Raw genomic sequence first — 17,628 nt, 5'->3', positions numbered from 1 at the left:
GTCAGGCCGAACCGGCGAGGTCGATCCGGTACTGCTCCGTACGCAGCAAGGTGCGGCAATGGCCGCCGCCCGCCTCGATTGCAATCGCAAAGACGGTGACGGCCTCCTCGCCGGTGAGGCCGGTGTCGCACGGCCCAAGCCAGTTGACGAGGAGGATGTCCCCGCCCGGCTCCAGCGCCGCCAGGGCACAGACCGCCGATGCGGCAACCTCTTCGGCCGTGAGAAAATAAAGCACCTCGGAAAACACGATGAGGTCGAACCGCCCCTCCGGCCACTCGCGCGGGATCTCGGCGCGCACCAGCCGGACGGCGTGGCCGCGGCAACGCGCAGCGGCAAGTTCCAGCGCAACGGGGGAGACGTCGAGCCCCGTGACGGCGTCACAGCGCGTGGCAAGGCTTGCCGTCAGCACGCCGATCGAGCAACCGACCTCCAGCGCGTGCGCGTAGGTCTGCCGTGGCAGCGCGGCGAGCGTGGCTTCATATTTCCGGCGCTCGTAATCGCTCGTCGTGAAGGTCCACGGGTCGGGGTCGGCGCGGTAGAGGTTGTCGAAGGTTTCGGCGCGGTCGGTCAACGGTCAGGCCCCTCCGCGACGAAGATTTCGTCATGCGCGGCGAAGTGGGCGACCAGCGCAGGCGGCATCACGAAGCCGCCGGGATCGTCCGCGATCAGCGCCGTCACCTGCGAGCGATGGCAGGCAATCGCCTCTGCCTTGGCTCCTGCGAACGGTCCCGCTTCAATCCGAGCCACCGATCCCGCGAGCGCATCGCCCGCCTCGCCAAACCGTCCCCACACCGCGTAGTCCCGCCGCAAGGTGCCTTCGCCGAGCTGCGCTTCGACCATGTCGGCCAGCGCCGCAGCGGCCTGATGGTCACAGTGCGGATCGTGCCGCCAGGTGCACCAGATGGTGCCAGCGCCAACCTCGCGCGCAAATGCCTTGATGGCGGTGGCGGCTCGCCGGAAAGGCTGCCCCGCCGACGGCACACCGGTGTCTGGCAGGCCGAAGTGGCGCACGATGATGCCCGCGCCCAGTGCCGCGACCGCCGCAGCAAATTCCGCGCGGCGGAGGGCGGCGAGCCGCGCCGGCGGGTATTCGCGCGAAGCAGGGTGCGAGCCGTCGCCATCGGTCAGAAGCGCAATTGCAACATGCCGTCCCGCTGCCAGCGCGTGGGCAATTGCAGCGCCGCAGCCGAACGTCTCATCATCGGGGTGCGGCGCGATCACCAGGACGGCACCGCCCGGTGCCATGAGCGCGTCGACGGTCACGACGGGCGCGGCAGCGGCGTGGTCCAGCAGCACGCCCGCGGGCGCCTGCGGGACGCTCACAGCGCCTCCGGCAGCGCTGCGCCTGCGACCAGCGCGCGGGCGGCGCGGGCGCGCTTGGCATCGGGCGCTGCCTGCCGCAGGAAGAGCGAGAGGTCGCGCCGGATGCGGTCAACGGGGCTTGCCGCATCGTAGGCGAACGTGCCGAGCGCACGCTCCACCCGGTCGATCACGGTGAGGCAGGCGGTTTCCGTCGCCTCGCGGGCGAGGAGCGCGTAGGCAGCGGCGCCCTCGGGGTCGGCCGGGTCGCTCTCCACGCGCATGGCCGCCGATTCCAGCCACAGCCGCGCGGTCTCGCACGCTGCGCCGGCCTCCGCGATGCGGCGCTGCTGGTGCGGGTCGTCCGCGCGCCCGGCCCGGGTCAGGCTCTCAAGCATCAGCGTGTAGAGCGCCTCGGCGCCGCCAAGGTGCGCCGCCGCGTAGCGCCACACCCCGCCCTCGAACGAAGGCTCGCGCATGAGATCGCCGGGCGCGCCGATCAGCGCGTGCGGCCCGGGTGAGACGCCCTCGAAATCGTATGTGCCGGATGCTGTCGCCCGCATCCCGGACATGCGCCACACGGCTGCATCGCTGCGTGCCGGATCGCCAACGGGGGCGAGAACGAGCTGCGGCCCTTGCGCAGTGCGCACCGTCACCAGCGCGCGCGTCACCAGGCCGAGACCGGACGCAAAGCGCTTGGCCCCGTGGAGCGCGATCTCGTCGCCCGTCGCCAACGTCACCGGCACGGCGCCGTCCGCGCCCCACACGCCAAACAGCTCTCCGGCGCGCACGTCGGCGAACGCCGCGGCTCTTGCGGCGGGGGTTGCGTACAGCGCAATCAGCTTGACGGCGTTGATGTGCCCCTCCACCAGCCGCGCGACCGAGAGGTTCGCCCGGCCGAGCTGCCGCAGGAGCTCCAGGCAAGGCCCGGCGCCTTCTGCGCCGAGGCCGAGATCGCTGCCACCGTCGCCGGCCGGCAGGGGCGCCGTGAGAACGCCGGCGGCGCGCAGTGCCGCAAGATCGTCGCCAAGGTCCACCTCACCCCGGTCCGCAGCGGCCGCGCGCGATGCGATCCCCGCGAGAAGCGCGTCGCTGAGCTTTAACGGCTGTGCGGGCCCCGTGCGGGTCCGGCTGAAATCAACGGCCAGCGTCATCGAGCTTTTCCATAATGAGGGAAGCGCACGCGTCGATTGGTTGCGCCTCGTCCGGCAACGCCGCCAGAACGCCGCGGGCGCGATAGATTTCGGCACGGGCCTCGCTGACGGTGAGCGGCCGCACCGGGGGACCGGCTGCGATGATTGCCGCCATCCGCCGCCAGCGGGGGAGACCCGGCGCTGCCCGCAAAAGATGCGGGTCGATCCCCAGCCGGGCGGCAACCCGCTGCACCACGTCCGAACAATCCTGCGATGGCGCCGAAAGCAGCCGCCAGACCAGAGCGTGGAGGACAAAGGTCGGCACATCGCCCAGGCGTTCGTCGATGTCCGGGTCGGCGTCCTTGCAGCGGGCGGCCAGGGTTTCGGCCATGCCGTGTGAGGCGCGGGCATCGAGCCGGCACGACGTGACCACCGAGGCGGAGGGCTCTGCGGAAAACGCGGCACCGGCGCGCAGAACCGCGTCGGCCAGCGCTCTGTCCTCGTTGCGGGCGCCAGTGGGAAGACGGCCGACGGCGCGGTAGGCGGTGGCCGAGATCGCCATGCTCGCACCGTTTGCGGTGAGAAGCATCGGGCACGCTTCGCCCGGAACCAGCCGCGCCCAGATCTGGCGGTAGAGGTCGCCCAGCGTCTGCTCCACAGCGCCGACGTGGTGAACCTTGGGCGGCAGCGTGGCAAGCTCTGCCGCATCCGCCTCGATCCCGCCCGCAACCATTGCCGCGCCGCCGCGCACCGCTGCAACCATCCGCGCCACCCAGTCCGCGCCAACGCGCGTGTCGGCATCGGTGGAAAGGAGCACGGCATCGCGCCGCGAAACGCCCTCCGCCAGGTCGAGAGCAAGGCGGCGGGCAAATGCGACGTTGGCCGCGCCCCTCGCCAGCGTCACCTCGCACACCAGCGCCGCAATGCCAGCCCGCCCGGCCCATGCGCGCACGATGTCGGCCGAATTGTCTGTGGTGTTGTTGATGATGAAGACGACGCCGCAGCTGTCGCCCGCCGACCGGACAATCGTTCGCTCCAGAGCGTCGAGGCAGGCCGGGAGCCGCTCCGCCTCGTTGCGCACCGGCACACAGACCACGGCGCCCAGTGCAAACTCGGCAAAATAGACGTGGGTGCGCTCGATCTGCACCCGCCCCTCATAGGGCGCGCGGGCCAGCGCCTGCACCACACGCGGATGACGGGCGAACCACGGCACGGCCCCGGCCACGGGCTTTGCAAAATGATTGCGGCTTAGCGGAGGCCGCAGACCGCCGTTTCTTGCAACAGGGGACGCGATTGTCATGGACATTGCGCGGAAACCCTTTAGGCGCCAAGCGCGCCCCTCCACCAGCGCCCGGGATGGGACGACGATCCTATTTAACGTTGAGCCATCAACTTGGTTTCATTAACACGGAGTCTTTCCAGACTCGCGGGCGCACAATTTAAACTGTGTCTATTCCCCTGTCGTCGCGGGGAAAATCGCACCTCAGTCAGGGCCGAACAGGCCGGGTAGGCCATCATCGCGCCGGGGCACCGGCAGGCCCATGTGGGTGAAGGCCCGCGGGGTGAGGAGACGGCCGCGGGGGGTTCGCTGGAGATAGCCCTGCTGCAGCAGATAAGGCTCGACAATATCCTCGATTGCATCGCGCGGCTCGGAGAGCGCCGCCGCAATGGTCTCGATGCCGACCGGCCCGCCGGAATAATTGTCCGCAATCAGCGACAGGTAGCGCCGGTCGAGACTGTCGAGCCCGGCGGCATCCACGTCGAGCCGCAGGAGTGCTGCGTCGGCAATCTCCCGGTCGATCGCCTCGGCGCCGCCCACAATGGCAAAGTCCCGCACCCGGCGCAGCAGGCGGCCGGCGATGCGCGGTGTGCCACGGGCGCGCCTTGCAATTTCCTCCGCACCGTCCTGCGTTGTGGCAATCCCCATCAGCCGCGCACCGCGCACGACAATGCTGGATAGGTCTTCCACCGAGTAGAATTCCAGCCGCAGCGGGATGCCGAAACGGTCGCGCAGCGGAGTTGTGAGGAGACCGAGACGGGTGGTGGCCCCCACAAGGGTGAAGCGCGCAAGGTCGATCTTCACCGAGCGGGCAGCCGGTCCCTCACCGATGATGAGGTCCAGCTGAAAATCTTCCATCGCCGGATAAAGGATCTCCTCCACGTGGGGCGACAGGCGGTGGATCTCGTCGATGAAGAGCACGTCGCGCTCTTCGAGGTTCGTCAGCAGCGCTGCAAGGTCGCCGGCCTTGGCGATCACCGGGCCGGAGGTGGAGCGAAAGCCGACGCCAAGCTCCTTGGCGACGATCTGCGCCAGCGTGGTCTTGCCGAGGCCGGGCGGGCCGACGAGAAGCACGTGGTCCAGCGCCTCGTTGCGCTGCCGGGCGGCGCGCACGAAAATGTCGAGATTGGCGCGGGCGGTGGGCTGGCCCACAAATTCGGCAAGGGTTTGCGGGCGCAGCGCAACGTCGTGGTCTTCCGGCTGCTTTTCGGGGGAGAGCGCCGTCATGCGCTGAGCCTTCTGAGACCGGCGCGGATCAGCTCTGCAGCGCCCGCCTCCGGCTTGTCGGTGCGGGCGGCGACCACCGCAGCGCGGGCAGCGCCCCCGTCATAACCAAGGTTGACCAGCGCGGAGACGGCATCGGCGAGCACATCGTCCGCCGCGCTCACCGGGCCGGACGACGGCGGTGCGATCACCATGGCCGCCGTGGGCGCCTTGGTTTTCAGTTCGGTGGCAATGCGTTCGGCGACGCGTTTGCCGACGCCTGGCGCACGCTCGATGGCAGCGCGGTCGCCGGTGGCGATGGCGGTCGCCAGCTGGTCCGGCGGCAACACGGACAGAACACCGAGCGCAACCTTGGCGCCCACGCCCTGCACGCTTTGCAAAAGGCGGAACCAGTCCCGTCCCGCAGCATCGGAAAAGCCGTAAAGGCGGATCATGTCCTCGCGCACCAGCGTGTCGATCACCAGCGTGGCGGGGCTGCCGACGGTGAGGTTGGCCAGGTCACGGGCCGGCATGTAGACCTCGTAGCCAACGCCGTGCACGTCGAGAATCGCGATCTCGCCAAGGTCGGCAACCGTGCCGGAGAGGCGGCCGATCATGCCGCGACCTTCAGCGCCCGGCGGTGGCTGGAGTGGCAGATGGCGATGGCAAGCGCATCGTAGGCGTGTTCGCCCTTTACCAGCCCGGCAGTTTTCGGCAGCAGCATCGTCACCATGTGGCGGATCTGCTTCTTGTCCGCATGACCTGCGCCCACCACGGTCTTCTTGATGAGGTTGGGCGCGTATTCGGACACCGGCACGCCGGTGATCGCAGGCGCCAGAAGCGCAATGCCCCGCGCCTGGCCGAGCTTCAGCGTCGCCACCGCATCGCGGTTGACGAAGGTGTTTTCCACCGCCGCTTCGTCCGGCGCGAGTTGGGCGACGACGGCGGCAAGGCCGTTGTAGAGCGCGGTCAGCCGCTCGGCGAGCGAGACGCTGGCCTCCGTGGTGATGGTGCCGGCGGAGAGGAACGACAGCCGCGCGCCATCGGCACGCACAGCGCCCCATCCGGTCGCACGCAAGCCGGGATCGATGCCTAGAATGATGACGGGCATGGTGTTCCTCCGCGCTGGAGACTATGGCCGACCGATGAACGGTCCGTCACCGCCCGCGTGATTGTTTCAGCCGATTTCGCCTGCAATTATGGCGTGTGCCTTGCGGGGGCGAACGAACAGTCCCATTTTCTAGCCATGAGCAATACGATGACGACACCGTCCGAAACCACCATGACCCTCAGCGAGACCGACCGCCTCATCATCGAGACGCGGGTCGCGAGCGAGGCGCCGGACCATGTGGTCACTTATCTTCTGTGGTTCTTCCTCGGGATTTTTGGCGCGCACCGATTCTATCTCGGCCGGCCGGGCTCCGCGATCCTACAGCTGATCCTGTGCCTGATCGTGATCGGCCTCGTGTGGTGGGTGATCGACCTGTTCCTGATCCCCGGCATGATCCGCGAAAAGCGCGAGGAGGTCCGCAAGCGCCTCGAATACAAGGCGGCTCGCGGCAAACTCTGAAGATGACGGCAGCGGACGACACCTCGCGTCAGAGCGCGGCGCTGGCATGGATCGATCACAAGCTCCGCGCCCACGACCTCCCCTATCAGATTGTTGGCGGGCTGGCCGCCATCGCCCATGGCGCATCCCGCCCGCTGCACGACATCGACCTTTACGCGCCGCTCCGCACGGAAGCAGCCGCCGGCTTCCTGGCAGACATCGCGCAGCATGTGGTGTGGGGGCCGGAGGCCGTGGTGGATGGCCCTTGGGACATCTTTTACATGAAGCTCGTTCATGGCGGCCAGAAGATCGAGATCGGCGATTCGGCACACCCGAAGATCAGGGACGCGGCCAGCGGAGAATGGGTCTGCCAGCACATTGATTTCGCCGCATCGGTGCAAAAGGACGTGTTCGGATGCACCGTTCCGGTAATGCCGGCCGCACAGCTGATCGCCTACAAGACGATGCTGGACCGGGAGGTCGACCGGCAGGATATATCGGAAATATCCTGCCGAGCCTAATCAAGCGGCGGCGAGCTTTTCCATGATCTCGTCGCTGATCTCATAGTTGGCGAACACGTTTTGCACGTCGTCGTCGTCTTCCAGAACGTCGATCAGCTTCATCAGCGTACCGGCCTTGTCCTCGTCCACCGGGGTGTTGGTCTGCGGCCGCCACACGATGCTGACGGACGCAGGGTCGCCCAGCTGCGCGGTGAGCGCGGTGGAGACTTCGGCCAGATCCTCGAAGGCGCAGGTGATGGTGTGGGACTCCTCGTCCGACACCACATCGTCGGCGCCTGCCTCGATGCCGGCTTCCATCACCGCATCGGCATCGGCAGCATCCGCCGGGTACACGATCTCGCCCACACGGTCGAACATGAAGGCGACGGAGCCGGTTTCGCCCAGCGCCCCGCCGTGCTTGGAAAATGCCGCGCGCACGATTGATGCAGTGCGGTTGCGGTTATCCGTCAGCGCCTCGACCAGAACGGCGACGCCGCCGGGGCCATAGCCCTCGTAGCGGACCTCGTCGTAATTGGCGTCCTCGTCGGTGGACGCCTTCTTGATGGCGCGCTCGATATTGTCCTTGGGGACCGACTGCGCCTTGGCGGCCTGGATGGCGAGGCGCAGGCGCGGGTTCATGTCCGGGTCTGGCGTGCCCATCTTGGCCGCGACGGTAATCTCGCGCGACAGCTTGGAAAACAGCTTCGACCGCTTGGCGTCCTGTGCGCCCTTGCGATGCATGATGTTCTTGAATTTGGAATGCCCGGCCATGGTCCCCTCCTCGTAGAGGGCCGATGTACCCGATATGGGCCGGTCTTGGGAAGCGCCTCTACGACTCTGGCACAGACTCTTGCGGCGTGGCGGCGGCGCGCAGCCACTCTTCGATGCGCGCGGCAGCCTCTTCCAGCGTCAACGGGGCGATGGCCCCCTCCGGAATCGGCACATATTCCAGCGGTGAAAGCATCAGGAGGAGATGCGCCTCGGCCAGCACGATGTCCGTCACCATAGGCCACGCCAGGGTCAGGGTGCCGGTCCCGTCGGTCAGGGCGACGCCGTTCGGGCCGATCCGCACCGCCGTGGCACCGGCGCGCCAGGGCGCTGTGCCCTGCGCGGCAGCAAGGCCCCTGAGGGTGTGGCTGGCGTAAAATTGCGTGGCGGCGGCGTAAAGCACCGTCGGGCCGAGCGCGAGAAGGAGCGCTGCCCAGAACGGAATGTTCAGCATTGCCGAGGCAACGGCGATCAATCCGCCAACCGCCGAGCCGCCAAGCAGCGCGCCGATGCGCGTTACCCAGTTGCCACGGCGCCACCGGGACAGGAGCCGCTTGGAAATTGCGACGGCGGGCAAATCGGCGTGGGAAAACTCATACTCGATCGGGTCGGACATGGCACCGTCTCCGGGCAGGGCTGGCGGCTCAGTCAGGCGCGTGGGTCTCGGGCGGTGCGGGCTTTGCGGCGACATACTTTCCGGGTGCAGCATCGTGGTAGAACTGGCTGGCGACCAGCCATGCCTTCAGCGGCCGCAACGGGGCAATGCAGGCGAGCACAATCATCGGCAGCGTGGTGATCAGGTGCACCCACACCGGCGGCTCGTATGAAATTTCGATGACCGTCGCGACGGCCAGCGCCGGAACAACCGCAAAGCACATGACGAAGAAGGCCGGCCCGTCTGCAGGGTCGGCGAAATCGAAGTTGAGGCCGCAAACGTCGCATTTTTTGCGCAAGGTGAGGAAACCCTTGAACAGCTTGCCCTTGCCGCAGCGCGGGCAGCACATCTTCAGACCGGCCACCAGGGGCTTGGGATAGTCGGCCGGGTCGATCGGCGTCATGGCACGTTCGTCGGTGGGCATGGTGTCTCCAGACTCGTCTTCACTCGGCCGGGATGACAGGTGCGCGGGCCGGCCACAACCGTCACCATGGCAGTTCAGCTTCGCCGATAATTGCTATGCGGTCTCCCAGCGTGTGGGCACGGCCGGTTCAAGGTCGCCGCCGACGCGGATGGGGGCGATCCAGTTGGCAAGGCCGGTGCGGTCGTCGGTGTCCACGGCAACGCCGCACACGGTGGCAGCGCCGGTGGCCGGCGTCATCCGCTGGCCGGGGGTGCGCTCGATGTAGCGGCGCCCCGGCTCTTCCTTGTCCATCCCGATCACGCCGTCGAACGCACCGCACATCCCGGCATCGGTAATGAACGCGGTGCCGCCGGGCAGGACGCGGTGGTCCGCCGTCGGCACATGGGTGTGGGTGCCGGTCACCAGCGACACGCGGCCATCCAGCATGTGACCGAAAATCTGCTTTTCGCTGGTCGCCTCGCAGTGCACGTCGACGATGGCGGCGTCCACCTCGCTGCCAAGGCGGTGATAGTCGAGCGCGGCCTCCAGCGGGCGCACCGGGTCGTCCAGCGCGTCCATGAAAACGCGGCCCATGACGTTGGCAACGAACACGCGGGCGCCGTTCCGGGCCGTCAGCATTGTCGCCCCTGCGCCCGGCGTGCCCGGGGGAAAGTTGATCGGCCGGATCATCCGCGGTTCGCGCGCAATGAACACCAGCGCCTCGCGCTGGTCCCACACATGGTTGCCGGTGGTGATGCAGTCGGCACCGGCATCCAGAAACTCCTCGGCAATCTCCTCGGTGATGCCGAAGCCGCCTGCGGCATTCTCGCCGTTGACCACCACAAAGTCGGTCCGGAAGCGCTCGATCAGGCGGGGAAGGTGTGTGACGAGCGCCTGGCGCCCGGAGCGCCCGACCACATCACCCAGAAACATCAGACGCACACGCCCTCCTCGATCACGATCAACTCCCGTTCCGTTGCTATGGCCATCAGCGGCACGTCGTGCCGTTCCAGCGGAAGCGCCTGCATTTCCTGCGCCGCGAACGCGACCCCTACCGTGCGCAGGCCCGGACGGGCGGCGAGGTAGCGGTCATAGTGGCCTGCCCCGTAGCCGAGCCGGCCGCCTGCGCGGCTGAACGCCAGCAATGGAACGAGGAGGAGGTCCGGCGCAACCTCCGGCCCCTCCGGTTCCTCGATGCCGAGCGCACCGCGGGCGAGCGCTTCGCCGGGCCGCCAGGCGCGGAATGCGATGCGGTCGCCCAACGTCACCGGCAGCGCGATGGCAGCGCCCGGGCCTGCGATGGCGGCGGCCAGCGGCAGGGGATCGATCTCGCTGCGGATCGGCCGGTAGGCGGCAACGAGGCTGGCGCGGAAGCGCTGCGCATGGCGGGCGAGCGCCGCGCCTGCACCGGGGTCTGCGGCGGCGGCGGCCTTGCGGCGGTGTCCCGCCTCCTTGCGCAGCGCGGCCTTTCGAGCGGCGGTGCCTTCGGCCATCTCGCTCATACAAGGCGTCCTGCGCCCACCACCGGCACGCCGTCCAGCGCAATGGTGCAGCCCATCATCGGCAAGTCGAAGTGGCCTTCGGTGAAGCGGCCGGCGAACTCGTTGGCGCCGGTGGAAAACAGAAAATTGCCGGGGACGGCGCGCAGCTCGGTGCCGTTGGTGTCGCGGCGGTCCATCATGGTCAGCGCATCCCATCTGGCGGCGGGGTTGAGGCCCCAACCGACGTGGCTGACCGCCGTCGCGTCCGCATCGCCCCACGCGGCCCAGGTGTCGCGCATCAGGCGGGCGTCGACGCCGTCGCCGTCCACCCGCACCACGTGGTCGTTCTCCAATGTCAGCGCGACGGCGCTCTCCACATAGCGCTTGTAGGTGAGGTTCATGTCGCCGGGCTGCAGCACCAGCCGCCCCGCCACCGTACCGGCGCGCGGGAACGCCACCACAATGCCGCCCGGCCAGTGCGCAAGCGTGCCCGGCCTGTCGGTCCAGCCCCAGACGCCGACGGTCTGCGCGCCGGTCATGTCCACCGTTAGGTCGGACCCCGCCTCGGAGGTGACGCGCATCACCGCCGCCTCGCGGGCGCGGCGGGCGGCGGCGCGGACCGCGTCCTTGAGCGCCGGGTCGAGGCGCATGCGGGAAAGCATGTCGGGGTGCTCGTCGGAAATGACCTGGATGCGGGTGCCGGCCTTCAGGATCTCGGCGGTCTCGCGGGCGTGCATCAGGCCTTCGAGGGTGAGGTCGATCACCACGTCGGCGGCTTTCATCGCTTCCACCAGCGGGGTGAGGCCGGTCAGCGCCTGCGTGCCGCCGGTGGAGCGGACGATCATTCGCCCCATCCGCGGCGTGGGCGCCACGAGGCGAAACGGGCGGACGCCGAGGCGGGCCAGCGCCAGCTCGGCAATGGCGACGTTGATGGCGCGCGAGCCGGTCTCGGTCAGGATCGCCACCTGCTCGGCGGGGCGGATGGCAGAGGCCTCGAACAGCTCTGCAAACGCGTCGATGTGGTGGCCCTCGATCCGTTCGCCGTGCATTCCGGTCCCTTCCGTCTTCCGCTCGTTGCGTTACAAGGTGGCTCTAGCAGATACCGTGGAGCGGCCGTGACAGTTTTGCAGTCCCAACTCGATGCCGAAACATGGGAAGCCAACGCGGCTGCCATGCGGACCCTGTGCGACGATCTCGACCACCGGCTGGACACCGCCGCCGCCGGTGGCCCGCCCCGTGCGCGCGAGCGCCACGAGAAGCGCGGCAAACTCCTCCCCCGCGCCCGCATCAATGCGCTGCTCGACCCCGGCGCCCCCTTCCTGGAGCTGTCGCCACTGGCCGCCAACGGCCTGTATGACGACGCGATCCACGGCGCTGGCGTCATCACCGGTATTGGCGCGGTGATGGGGCGGCCTGTGATGGTGGTCTGCAACGACGCCACCATCAAGGGCGGCACCTACTACCCGATGACGGTGAAAAAGCATCTGCGCGCACAGGAAGTCGCCCGCGAAAACCGTTTGCCATGCGTCTACCTCGTCGATTCGGGCGGGGCGAACCTCCCCAACCAGACCGAGGTGTTTCCCGACCGCGACCATTTCGGCCGCATCTTCTACAATCAGGCGCAGATGTCCGCCGAGGGGATCGCGCAGATTGCCCTGGTGATGGGCTCCTGCACCGCAGGCGGCGCCTATGTGCCTGCGATGGCGGACGAATCCATCATCGTGCGCAAACAAGGCACCATCTTTCTGGGCGGTCCGCCGCTGGTGAAGGCGGCCACCGGCGAGGTGGTCTCCGCCGAGGACCTTGGGGGCGCCGACGTGCACGCCCGCCTCTCCGGCGTTGCCGACCACTATGCGCTGGACGACCGGCAGGCGCTCGCCATGGCCCGCCGCGCCATCGCCAACCTTGCGCCCCCGGCACCGCCCTCCCTCGCGCTGACGGCGCCCGTGGAGCCCGCCCTCACCGGCATCGAGGGCGTAATGCCCACGGACCTGCGCCAGCAGGTCGACATTCGCGAAGTGATCGCGCGGCTGGTAGACGGCTCGGTGTTCGACGAGTTCAAGGCGCTCTACGGCACCACGCTGGTGACGGGGTTTGCGAAAATTTCCGGGATGCCGGTGGGCATTGTCGCCAACAACGGCATCCTGTTTGCCGAGAGCGCCAACAAGGGCGCACACTTTGTGGAGCTGTGCTGCCAGCGCAAGATCCCGCTCCTGTTCCTGCAGAACATCACCGGCTTCATGGTCGGTCGCGACTATGAGGCGGGCGGCATCGCACGGGCTGGCGCCAAACTGGTGACGGCGGTGGCGTGCGCGGCGGTGCCCAAGATCACGCTGATTGTCGGCGGCTCCTACGGGGCGGGCAACTACGGCATGTGCGGGCGCGCCTACGGGCCGCGCTTTTTGTTCACGTGGCCCACGGCGCGGATCTCGGTGATGGGCGGGGAGCAGGCGGCGTCCGTGCTCGCCACCGTCAAGCGGGACAACATCGAGGCGGAGGGGCGCCGCTGGTCGGAAGCGGACGAGGAGGCCTTCAAGGCGCCGATCCGCGACACCTACGAGCGCGAGGGCCACCCGCTCTACGCAACCGCGCGGCTGTGGGACGACGGCATCATCCAGCCGGCCGACACGCGCCGCGTCCTGTCGCTGGCGCTGGCCGCCACGCTGGGCGCCCCCATTGCGGACACCCGCTTCGGCGTCTTCCGGATGTAGCGGTCAGGAGCGGAGCGGGGCGCCCAGCTTGCGCTCGGCCCGCTCCACGCCGAGCCGCCGCTCGCGCAGGATCACGAAAATGCCCGACGAGATGACGATGGTCGCGCCAATCAGCACGCTCCACGTCGGCACCTCGGCGAATACGAAGTAGCCGACGGCCACCACCCACAGCATCGAGGTGTACTCGAAAGGGGCAATCAGCGAGGCTTCCGCGTGGTGGAATGCCTGCGTGACCAGAAGCTGGCCGATGCCGCCCAGAACGCCGATCATCACCAGCCCGATCGCTTCCGGCCACGTCGGCATGATCCAGGTCGGCGCGGTGACAAGGGTGATCGCGGTTCCCGCAATCAGAAAGTAGACGACGATTGTGCTGGTGCTCTCGGTCCGGGCGAGATCGCGCACGAACACGGTCGAGAACGCCATGAAAACGGCGGACGACAGCGCCAGCAACGCGCCCATCGCCTTGGCATCCGCCATCACGTCAAACCCGGACTGGAACTGCGGTATCAGGATGACGAACACCCCGAGAAAGCCGATCCCCACCGCCGACCAGCGATAGATCCGCACTGTCTCGCCCAGAAAGGTCGCGGCCAGCACCACCATCATCAGCGGTGCCGCGTAGACGATGGCCGTCGCCTCCGGAAATGAGAGCCGGTCGAGCGCGGCGAACCACAACCCCATGGCAAGCATGCCGGAGATTGCGCGCCGGACGTGGGAAAACGGCTTTTTGGTCGTCATCGCCTCGCGCAGATGGCCGTTGTAGGCAATCATGATGGCGACGGGGATCACCCCGAACAGGTTGCGCGAGAACAGCATCTCGCCAACCGGCATGCCCCCTTCGCCCAGAATTTTGACGATCGTCAGCATCGCGGTGAAAAACATCGCGGAGACGATCTTGTAGGTGATGCCGACAACGGCATCGTTATCCTTGGGAAACAACGGGCGGGCCATTTGCACAACATTGCCGCAGGTTGCCGCTTCGGCAAGCCCGCACCGTGAGACTCACCTATGCAAAAATGCGATCCAGTCATTCGCTGACCGCAGCGCTTTGACGCACGGAACTGCCACAAACCCACGCTGTTCCTCCATGAGGCAAGAGCAACGGAGCCTCGATGAATAGCATCGACGATGTGGTGGCCTCGATAAAGGCCCACAAACCGCAAGGCCGTCCGGCGGAAATGCGCGCCGCTTTCGCCGCGCTGGTCGGCCCCCAGCCTGCGGCCGAAGACGTCGCCATCGGCCCTGCCGGAGGGCTGGCCGTGGGCAGCGGGCCGACCTTGCTGTGGTTCCACGGCGGCGGCTTCGTGTTCGGCGCACCCGAGACGCATGTTGCGCTAGCGCGCGCCATCGCTGCGGCCGGGGTGCGCGTGGTCCTGCCGCGCTATCGTCTGGCACCGGAGCACCCCTGGCCCGCGATGCTTGACGATGCGCTGGCCGCAATCGATGCGGTGCCCGGCCCGGTGATGATCGGCGGAGACAGCGCAGGCGGCCAGCTCGCTCTTTGCGCGGCCCGTCGGCGGACCGTCCGCGGGGTTGCGGTGCTGTCCCCCAACACCGACCGCACGGGCGCCAGCCGCACCCGCAAGCCACTTTCGGCCCGCGACCTGATGAACGACGACGCGGGCGATGCCGCTCTGGCGCGCGAGGCGTTCGGCGACCGCCCCGGCGATGACCCCGACGTGTCGCCGTGGCGTTCGGACCTCAGTGGGATTGCGGCACTGCACATTGAGGTTGGCACCGAAGAGGTACTGCTCGGTGACAGCCTGTTGCTGGCCGAGGCCGCGGTTCTGGCCGGAGTTCCGACCGCGCTCCACATGACACCGGGCCTCTTCCACCTTGCGGCTTTGTGGCCGGACGCCGTGCCCGGCGCCGCCGCCCAGCTTGCCCGCCTCGGCGCATTTGCGCGGGACGCGGCCGGCTGAACGAAAAAAGGGCGCCCGAAGGCGCCCTTTCAGCGGGTTGGCAGGAAGGTCAGAACTTCTCGGAGACCTGGCGGTCGAGGTCGGTGACCATCTCGTTCACGCCATATTCCTCGGACAGGCCCTCGACTTCCTTCATCAGCTTGGCCAGCGGGCCGTCCTGCGGCACGAACGCCTCGGCCGGAAGCGCCTTCATCTTGGCGATCAGCTCCTGGTAGTCCTGGCGCGACCAATCATCGCCAAGGGTGGCGGGATCACCGGCAAACAGGAGCGCCTTGGAGCACATCGCGCGCTCGGTCCGCGTTTCGCCAAGGCCGAACCATGACAGGTCGTAGGGTGCCTTGCGGTTAAGGTAGAAGTCGTTGGAGGCGCGCGCAACGGCAGGCGACAGGATGCCCATCACGTTCATGTCCGCATCGTAAGCGGCGTTGACCATCCCGTCGGTGGGGTTGGGGTAGGCGTAGAACACGCCGATGGCGCCGCGCGACGCCTTGACTGCGGTCAGGATCGCATCCTGCCCCTTGGCGTACTTGAAGTTGGGCTGGGTGCCCTGCAGGTCCGGCTCGTTTTCAAACACCTTGCGGATGAACGCCTCGGACCCCGAACCTTCCGGCACCACGAAGGTGACGCGGTTGGCATTCTCCACCACCGACTTCCAGTTCTTCAGCCGCGGCTCGGCGGTGAAGGCCATGGCGCACTCGCCCGGAAGGTCGTTGCGCACGATGCTGGTCTGTCCGCTGTCCACGGCGTCATAGGAGATGCCGCCCTGGCCGATGCCGAAGCAGATGTTCTCGGTTTCCTTGGCGCACGCATTGGCGTTGGCAACGGCGCCGCCGGACGGGATGCGGCGCACGTCCAGCCCGAGCGGGCGGGCAAACTCGCGCAGCTGCTCCTCAACGGCCTTACCCATGCCGTTGTGGTAGGTGGAGCCTTCGCCGGTCGGCGCGCCCCCGGTGTAGATGACAATTTCGGTGGCCTGCGCGGCGGTCATGCCTGCGGCAAGCACTGCAGCGGCGGCGAACATGCATTTCATGGAAAGTGGTATCCTTATTTCTCAACACAGATCTGACGGCTCGGCATGGCTGATGTAAGAAGACCTGCGACCGATGCAACGGATACAGCGCTCTGGGAGGCCCGGAATGGACACTTCAAAGGCCAGGGAGGAGCGTCTGGCCGCAGCGCTCCGGCAGAATCTGCGCCGCAGAAAGGCACAGTCCGCCAGCCGCGATGCCGGTTCCGGCAACGCTGACGAGAGCGGCGACAAAGCGTCCCCAGCCGCTGAAAAGCCCGGCAACGCTGACCGGCGCGACACTTAGCAGCGCTATCCCGGCCAATGGACAACCCGCACCCGCCGCCACCAGACCGCAGACAGGGCGCATGGCCAGTCGGTATTCTGGTGCTTTGGCGCCCGCTTGCGCAGGCGGTGGGGTGGGTGGTTTCGGTCGGCATCGTGGCGACCGACGAGGCGGTCCGACGGCGCCAGAGGTTCGTCAACACCGGCGCCGTTCTCGGCGCCATCGCCTCCACGCAGCACGCCGTCGAGCAATGGCTGGCGGGTGAGGCGATGCACCCGCTTGCGGTCCACAATGCCATCTTCGCGGTCGTCCACCTCATCACGCCGCTGTTCCACCGCGTGTCGGCCAATGCCGCGGCCATCTGGCTGTGCAGCGCCATCATTCTTGGCACCCAGCGTGTCATCTGGCTGACGGGGCTCGATGGCGGCGCACAGGTCTATTTTGCCTGCACCGCGGGCGCGTTCCTGTTTTTCGGCCCGCAGAACTGGCGGCTCTACGTGGCCGTTGTCGCCGCCGCGTTCGCCAGCGTGATCGGTGCGCTCGCCCTCGCGCCGCTGCACGGGCCTGTCGCCGTGGCCGCCCCGGCCTACACCCGGCAGCTGGCTTCACTCGTGGTGATCAACGTGATGGTCATCAACGTGTGGCTTTTCACTTACGCGCTCCTCAAGACATACCGGGCCGAGGCCGCGCTGGGCGCAGAGGTGGAACGGGCCGATCGCCTGCTTCTTGCGATCCTGCCCCGGCCCATCGCGCGCACCCTGAAGGGCGATCCCAAGGCGCTGGTCGCAGACCGTCACGAAGCCGTCACCATCTTCTTTGCCGACCTGGTCGGCTTCACCAGTGCCGCGCGCACGGCGTCCCCCGAGCGGCTGGTGGCCTGGCTGGACGGGCTGTTCAAGGCTGTCGACGCGCTGGCCGAGACGCACAAGGTGGAGAAGATCAAGACCATCGGCGACGCCTACATGGCAGTTTCCGGCGTGCAGGTGCCGCCGGAGGTGGGCGCAGACCGCGTCGCGGGTTTCGCCATCGCCTTTCGCGATCTGGTGCGCGCCACGCCGGGGCTGGACGGCGGACCGCTCAACGCGCGGGTCGGCATCCACACAGGGCCGGTGGTGGCCGGGGTGATCGGCGGCACGCGCTTCGCGTATGATCTGTGGGGCGACGCGGTGAACACGGCCTCGCGCATGGAAAGCCACGGCGCGCCGGACAAGATCCAGATCTCCGCCGCAACCCGCGCGCTGCTTTCCAAAGGCTTTGAAACGCTGCCGCGCGGCAGCGTGGCGGTCAAAGGGCTAGGCGCGGTGGACACGTTCTGGCTGGAGACGCGCGCAGCGGATCTGTCCGGGACCGGCGGTCTTGCAACAGACAAACTGCTATAGGACTGCCCGCAAGGGCCGGCCCCGCGGCATGCTTTGCACCCACCCGATACGCAG

At 67.9% G+C, this 17,628-nt stretch carries 21 protein-coding genes; 6 read left to right on the top strand and 15 right to left on the bottom strand.

Going from position 1 to position 17,628, the window contains the following annotated elements:
- Position 1 precedes the first annotated feature (1 nt).
- The 7 genes from RDV64_RS10600 to ruvC all read right to left on the bottom strand — a co-directional run bounded on the left by RDV64_RS10600 (position 2) and on the right by ruvC (position 6,025).
- Positions 2-571, bottom strand: a complete 570-nt coding sequence (locus RDV64_RS10600; protein WP_309199220.1) for an SAM-dependent methyltransferase — start codon at positions 569-571, stop codon at positions 2-4.
- Positions 568-1,323, bottom strand: a complete 756-nt coding sequence (locus RDV64_RS10595; RefSeq protein ID WP_309199219.1) for a PIG-L family deacetylase — start codon at positions 1,321-1,323, stop codon at positions 568-570. The genes RDV64_RS10600 and RDV64_RS10595 overlap by 4 nt, the downstream gene beginning before the upstream one ends.
- Positions 1,320-2,453, bottom strand: a complete 1,134-nt coding sequence (locus tag RDV64_RS10590) for an acyl-CoA dehydrogenase family protein (protein ID WP_309199218.1) — start codon at positions 2,451-2,453, stop codon at positions 1,320-1,322. Before RDV64_RS10590 ends, RDV64_RS10595 begins: the two co-directional genes overlap by 4 nt.
- Positions 2,437-3,657 (bottom strand): glycosyltransferase, encoded by a 1,221-nt coding sequence (locus tag RDV64_RS10585; protein WP_309199217.1) that lies wholly within the window; start codon positions 3,655-3,657, stop codon positions 2,437-2,439. The genes RDV64_RS10590 and RDV64_RS10585 overlap by 17 nt, the downstream gene beginning before the upstream one ends.
- A 258-nt stretch (positions 3,658-3,915) precedes the next feature.
- Positions 3,916-4,938 (bottom strand): Holliday junction branch migration DNA helicase RuvB, encoded by a 1,023-nt coding sequence (gene ruvB / locus RDV64_RS10580; protein ID WP_309199216.1) that lies wholly within the window; start codon positions 4,936-4,938, stop codon positions 3,916-3,918.
- Positions 4,935-5,531: a Holliday junction branch migration protein RuvA gene (gene ruvA, locus RDV64_RS10575; protein WP_309199215.1), complete on the bottom strand. Its 597-nt coding sequence runs from the start codon at positions 5,529-5,531 to the stop codon at positions 4,935-4,937. Before ruvA ends, ruvB begins: the two co-directional genes overlap by 4 nt.
- Positions 5,528-6,025 (bottom strand): crossover junction endodeoxyribonuclease RuvC, encoded by a 498-nt coding sequence (gene ruvC, locus RDV64_RS10570; RefSeq protein WP_309199214.1) that lies wholly within the window; start codon positions 6,023-6,025, stop codon positions 5,528-5,530. The genes ruvA and ruvC overlap by 4 nt, the downstream gene beginning before the upstream one ends.
- 147 nt (positions 6,026-6,172) lie before the next feature.
- Between ruvC and RDV64_RS10565 the strand changes: the two genes are divergently transcribed.
- Both RDV64_RS10565 and RDV64_RS10560 read left to right on the top strand, forming a co-directional pair.
- Positions 6,173-6,484: a TM2 domain-containing protein gene (locus RDV64_RS10565; RefSeq protein WP_309199213.1), complete on the top strand. Its 312-nt coding sequence runs from the start codon at positions 6,173-6,175 to the stop codon at positions 6,482-6,484.
- A 2-nt stretch (positions 6,485-6,486) separates the two neighbouring features.
- Positions 6,487-6,984 carry a hypothetical protein gene (locus RDV64_RS10560; protein ID WP_309199212.1) on the top strand — a complete coding sequence of 166 codons (498 nt, stop codon included), beginning with the start codon at positions 6,487-6,489 and terminating at the stop codon, positions 6,982-6,984.
- On the opposite strand, the gene RDV64_RS10555 is transcribed toward RDV64_RS10560, so the two are convergent.
- From RDV64_RS10555 to RDV64_RS10530, 6 genes are all read right to left on the bottom strand, one after another.
- A complete protein-coding gene (locus RDV64_RS10555; RefSeq protein WP_309199211.1) occupies positions 6,985-7,734 on the bottom strand; it encodes a YebC/PmpR family DNA-binding transcriptional regulator in 750 nt (249 codons plus the stop codon). It lies immediately after the preceding gene.
- Between the two features lie 58 nt (positions 7,735-7,792).
- A complete protein-coding gene (locus tag RDV64_RS10550; protein ID WP_309199210.1) occupies positions 7,793-8,347 on the bottom strand; it encodes a hypothetical protein in 555 nt (184 codons plus the stop codon).
- 28 nt (positions 8,348-8,375) lie between these two features.
- Positions 8,376-8,810: a DUF983 domain-containing protein gene (locus RDV64_RS10545; RefSeq protein WP_309199209.1), complete on the bottom strand. Its 435-nt coding sequence runs from the start codon at positions 8,808-8,810 to the stop codon at positions 8,376-8,378.
- A 93-nt stretch (positions 8,811-8,903) separates the two neighbouring features.
- Positions 8,904-9,731, bottom strand: coding sequence for a TIGR00282 family metallophosphoesterase (locus RDV64_RS10540; protein ID WP_309199208.1), 828 nt, complete (start codon positions 9,729-9,731; stop codon positions 8,904-8,906).
- On the bottom strand, positions 9,722-10,291 hold the full coding sequence (locus tag RDV64_RS10535; protein ID WP_309199207.1) for a 5-formyltetrahydrofolate cyclo-ligase: 570 nt from the start codon (positions 10,289-10,291) through the stop codon (positions 9,722-9,724). The genes RDV64_RS10540 and RDV64_RS10535 overlap by 10 nt, the downstream gene beginning before the upstream one ends.
- Positions 10,288-11,319 carry a peptidase M29 gene (locus RDV64_RS10530; RefSeq protein WP_309199206.1) on the bottom strand — a complete coding sequence of 344 codons (1,032 nt, stop codon included), beginning with the start codon at positions 11,317-11,319 and terminating at the stop codon, positions 10,288-10,290. Before RDV64_RS10530 ends, RDV64_RS10535 begins: the two co-directional genes overlap by 4 nt.
- A gap of 123 nt (positions 11,320-11,442) precedes the next feature.
- Here RDV64_RS10530 and RDV64_RS10525 point away from each other — a divergent pair, with 123 nt between their 5' ends.
- On the top strand, positions 11,443-12,981 hold the full coding sequence (locus RDV64_RS10525) for a carboxyl transferase domain-containing protein (RefSeq protein WP_309199476.1): 1,539 nt from the start codon (positions 11,443-11,445) through the stop codon (positions 12,979-12,981).
- 3 nt (positions 12,982-12,984) lie between these two features.
- On the opposite strand, the gene RDV64_RS10520 is transcribed toward RDV64_RS10525, so the two are convergent.
- Entirely contained in the window at positions 12,985-13,932 is a 948-nt protein-coding gene (locus tag RDV64_RS10520) for a DMT family transporter (protein WP_309199205.1), read from the bottom strand.
- Between the two features lie 161 nt (positions 13,933-14,093).
- Between RDV64_RS10520 and RDV64_RS10515 the strand changes: the two genes are divergently transcribed.
- The gene (locus tag RDV64_RS10515; RefSeq protein ID WP_309199204.1) at positions 14,094-14,903 is read left to right on the top strand and encodes an alpha/beta hydrolase fold domain-containing protein; all 810 of its coding nucleotides are present in this window, start codon (positions 14,094-14,096) and stop codon (positions 14,901-14,903) included.
- Positions 14,904-14,952: 49 nt separating this feature from the next.
- Here RDV64_RS10515 and RDV64_RS10510 read toward each other — a convergent pair whose 3' ends face one another.
- Positions 14,953-15,933 carry a hypothetical protein gene (locus RDV64_RS10510; protein WP_309199203.1) on the bottom strand — a complete coding sequence of 327 codons (981 nt, stop codon included), beginning with the start codon at positions 15,931-15,933 and terminating at the stop codon, positions 14,953-14,955.
- 106 nt (positions 15,934-16,039) lie between these two features.
- Between RDV64_RS10510 and RDV64_RS10505 the strand changes: the two genes are divergently transcribed.
- Both RDV64_RS10505 and RDV64_RS10500 read left to right on the top strand, forming a co-directional pair.
- Complete coding sequence (locus RDV64_RS10505) at positions 16,040-16,216, top strand: hypothetical protein (protein WP_309199202.1); 177 nt, start codon at positions 16,040-16,042, stop codon at positions 16,214-16,216.
- 80 nt (positions 16,217-16,296) lie between these two features.
- Positions 16,297-17,574, top strand: coding sequence for an adenylate/guanylate cyclase domain-containing protein (locus tag RDV64_RS10500; RefSeq protein WP_309199201.1), 1,278 nt, complete (start codon positions 16,297-16,299; stop codon positions 17,572-17,574).
- The last annotated feature ends 54 nt before the right edge of the window (positions 17,575-17,628 follow it).

The organism is Acuticoccus sp. MNP-M23, assembly GCF_031195445.1.
In the GTDB taxonomy this organism is placed as follows: Bacteria; Pseudomonadota; Alphaproteobacteria; order Rhizobiales; family Amorphaceae; genus Acuticoccus.
The sequence above is the reverse complement of the archived record's forward strand: the minus strand, read 5'-3'. Positions and strand labels throughout refer to the sequence as shown.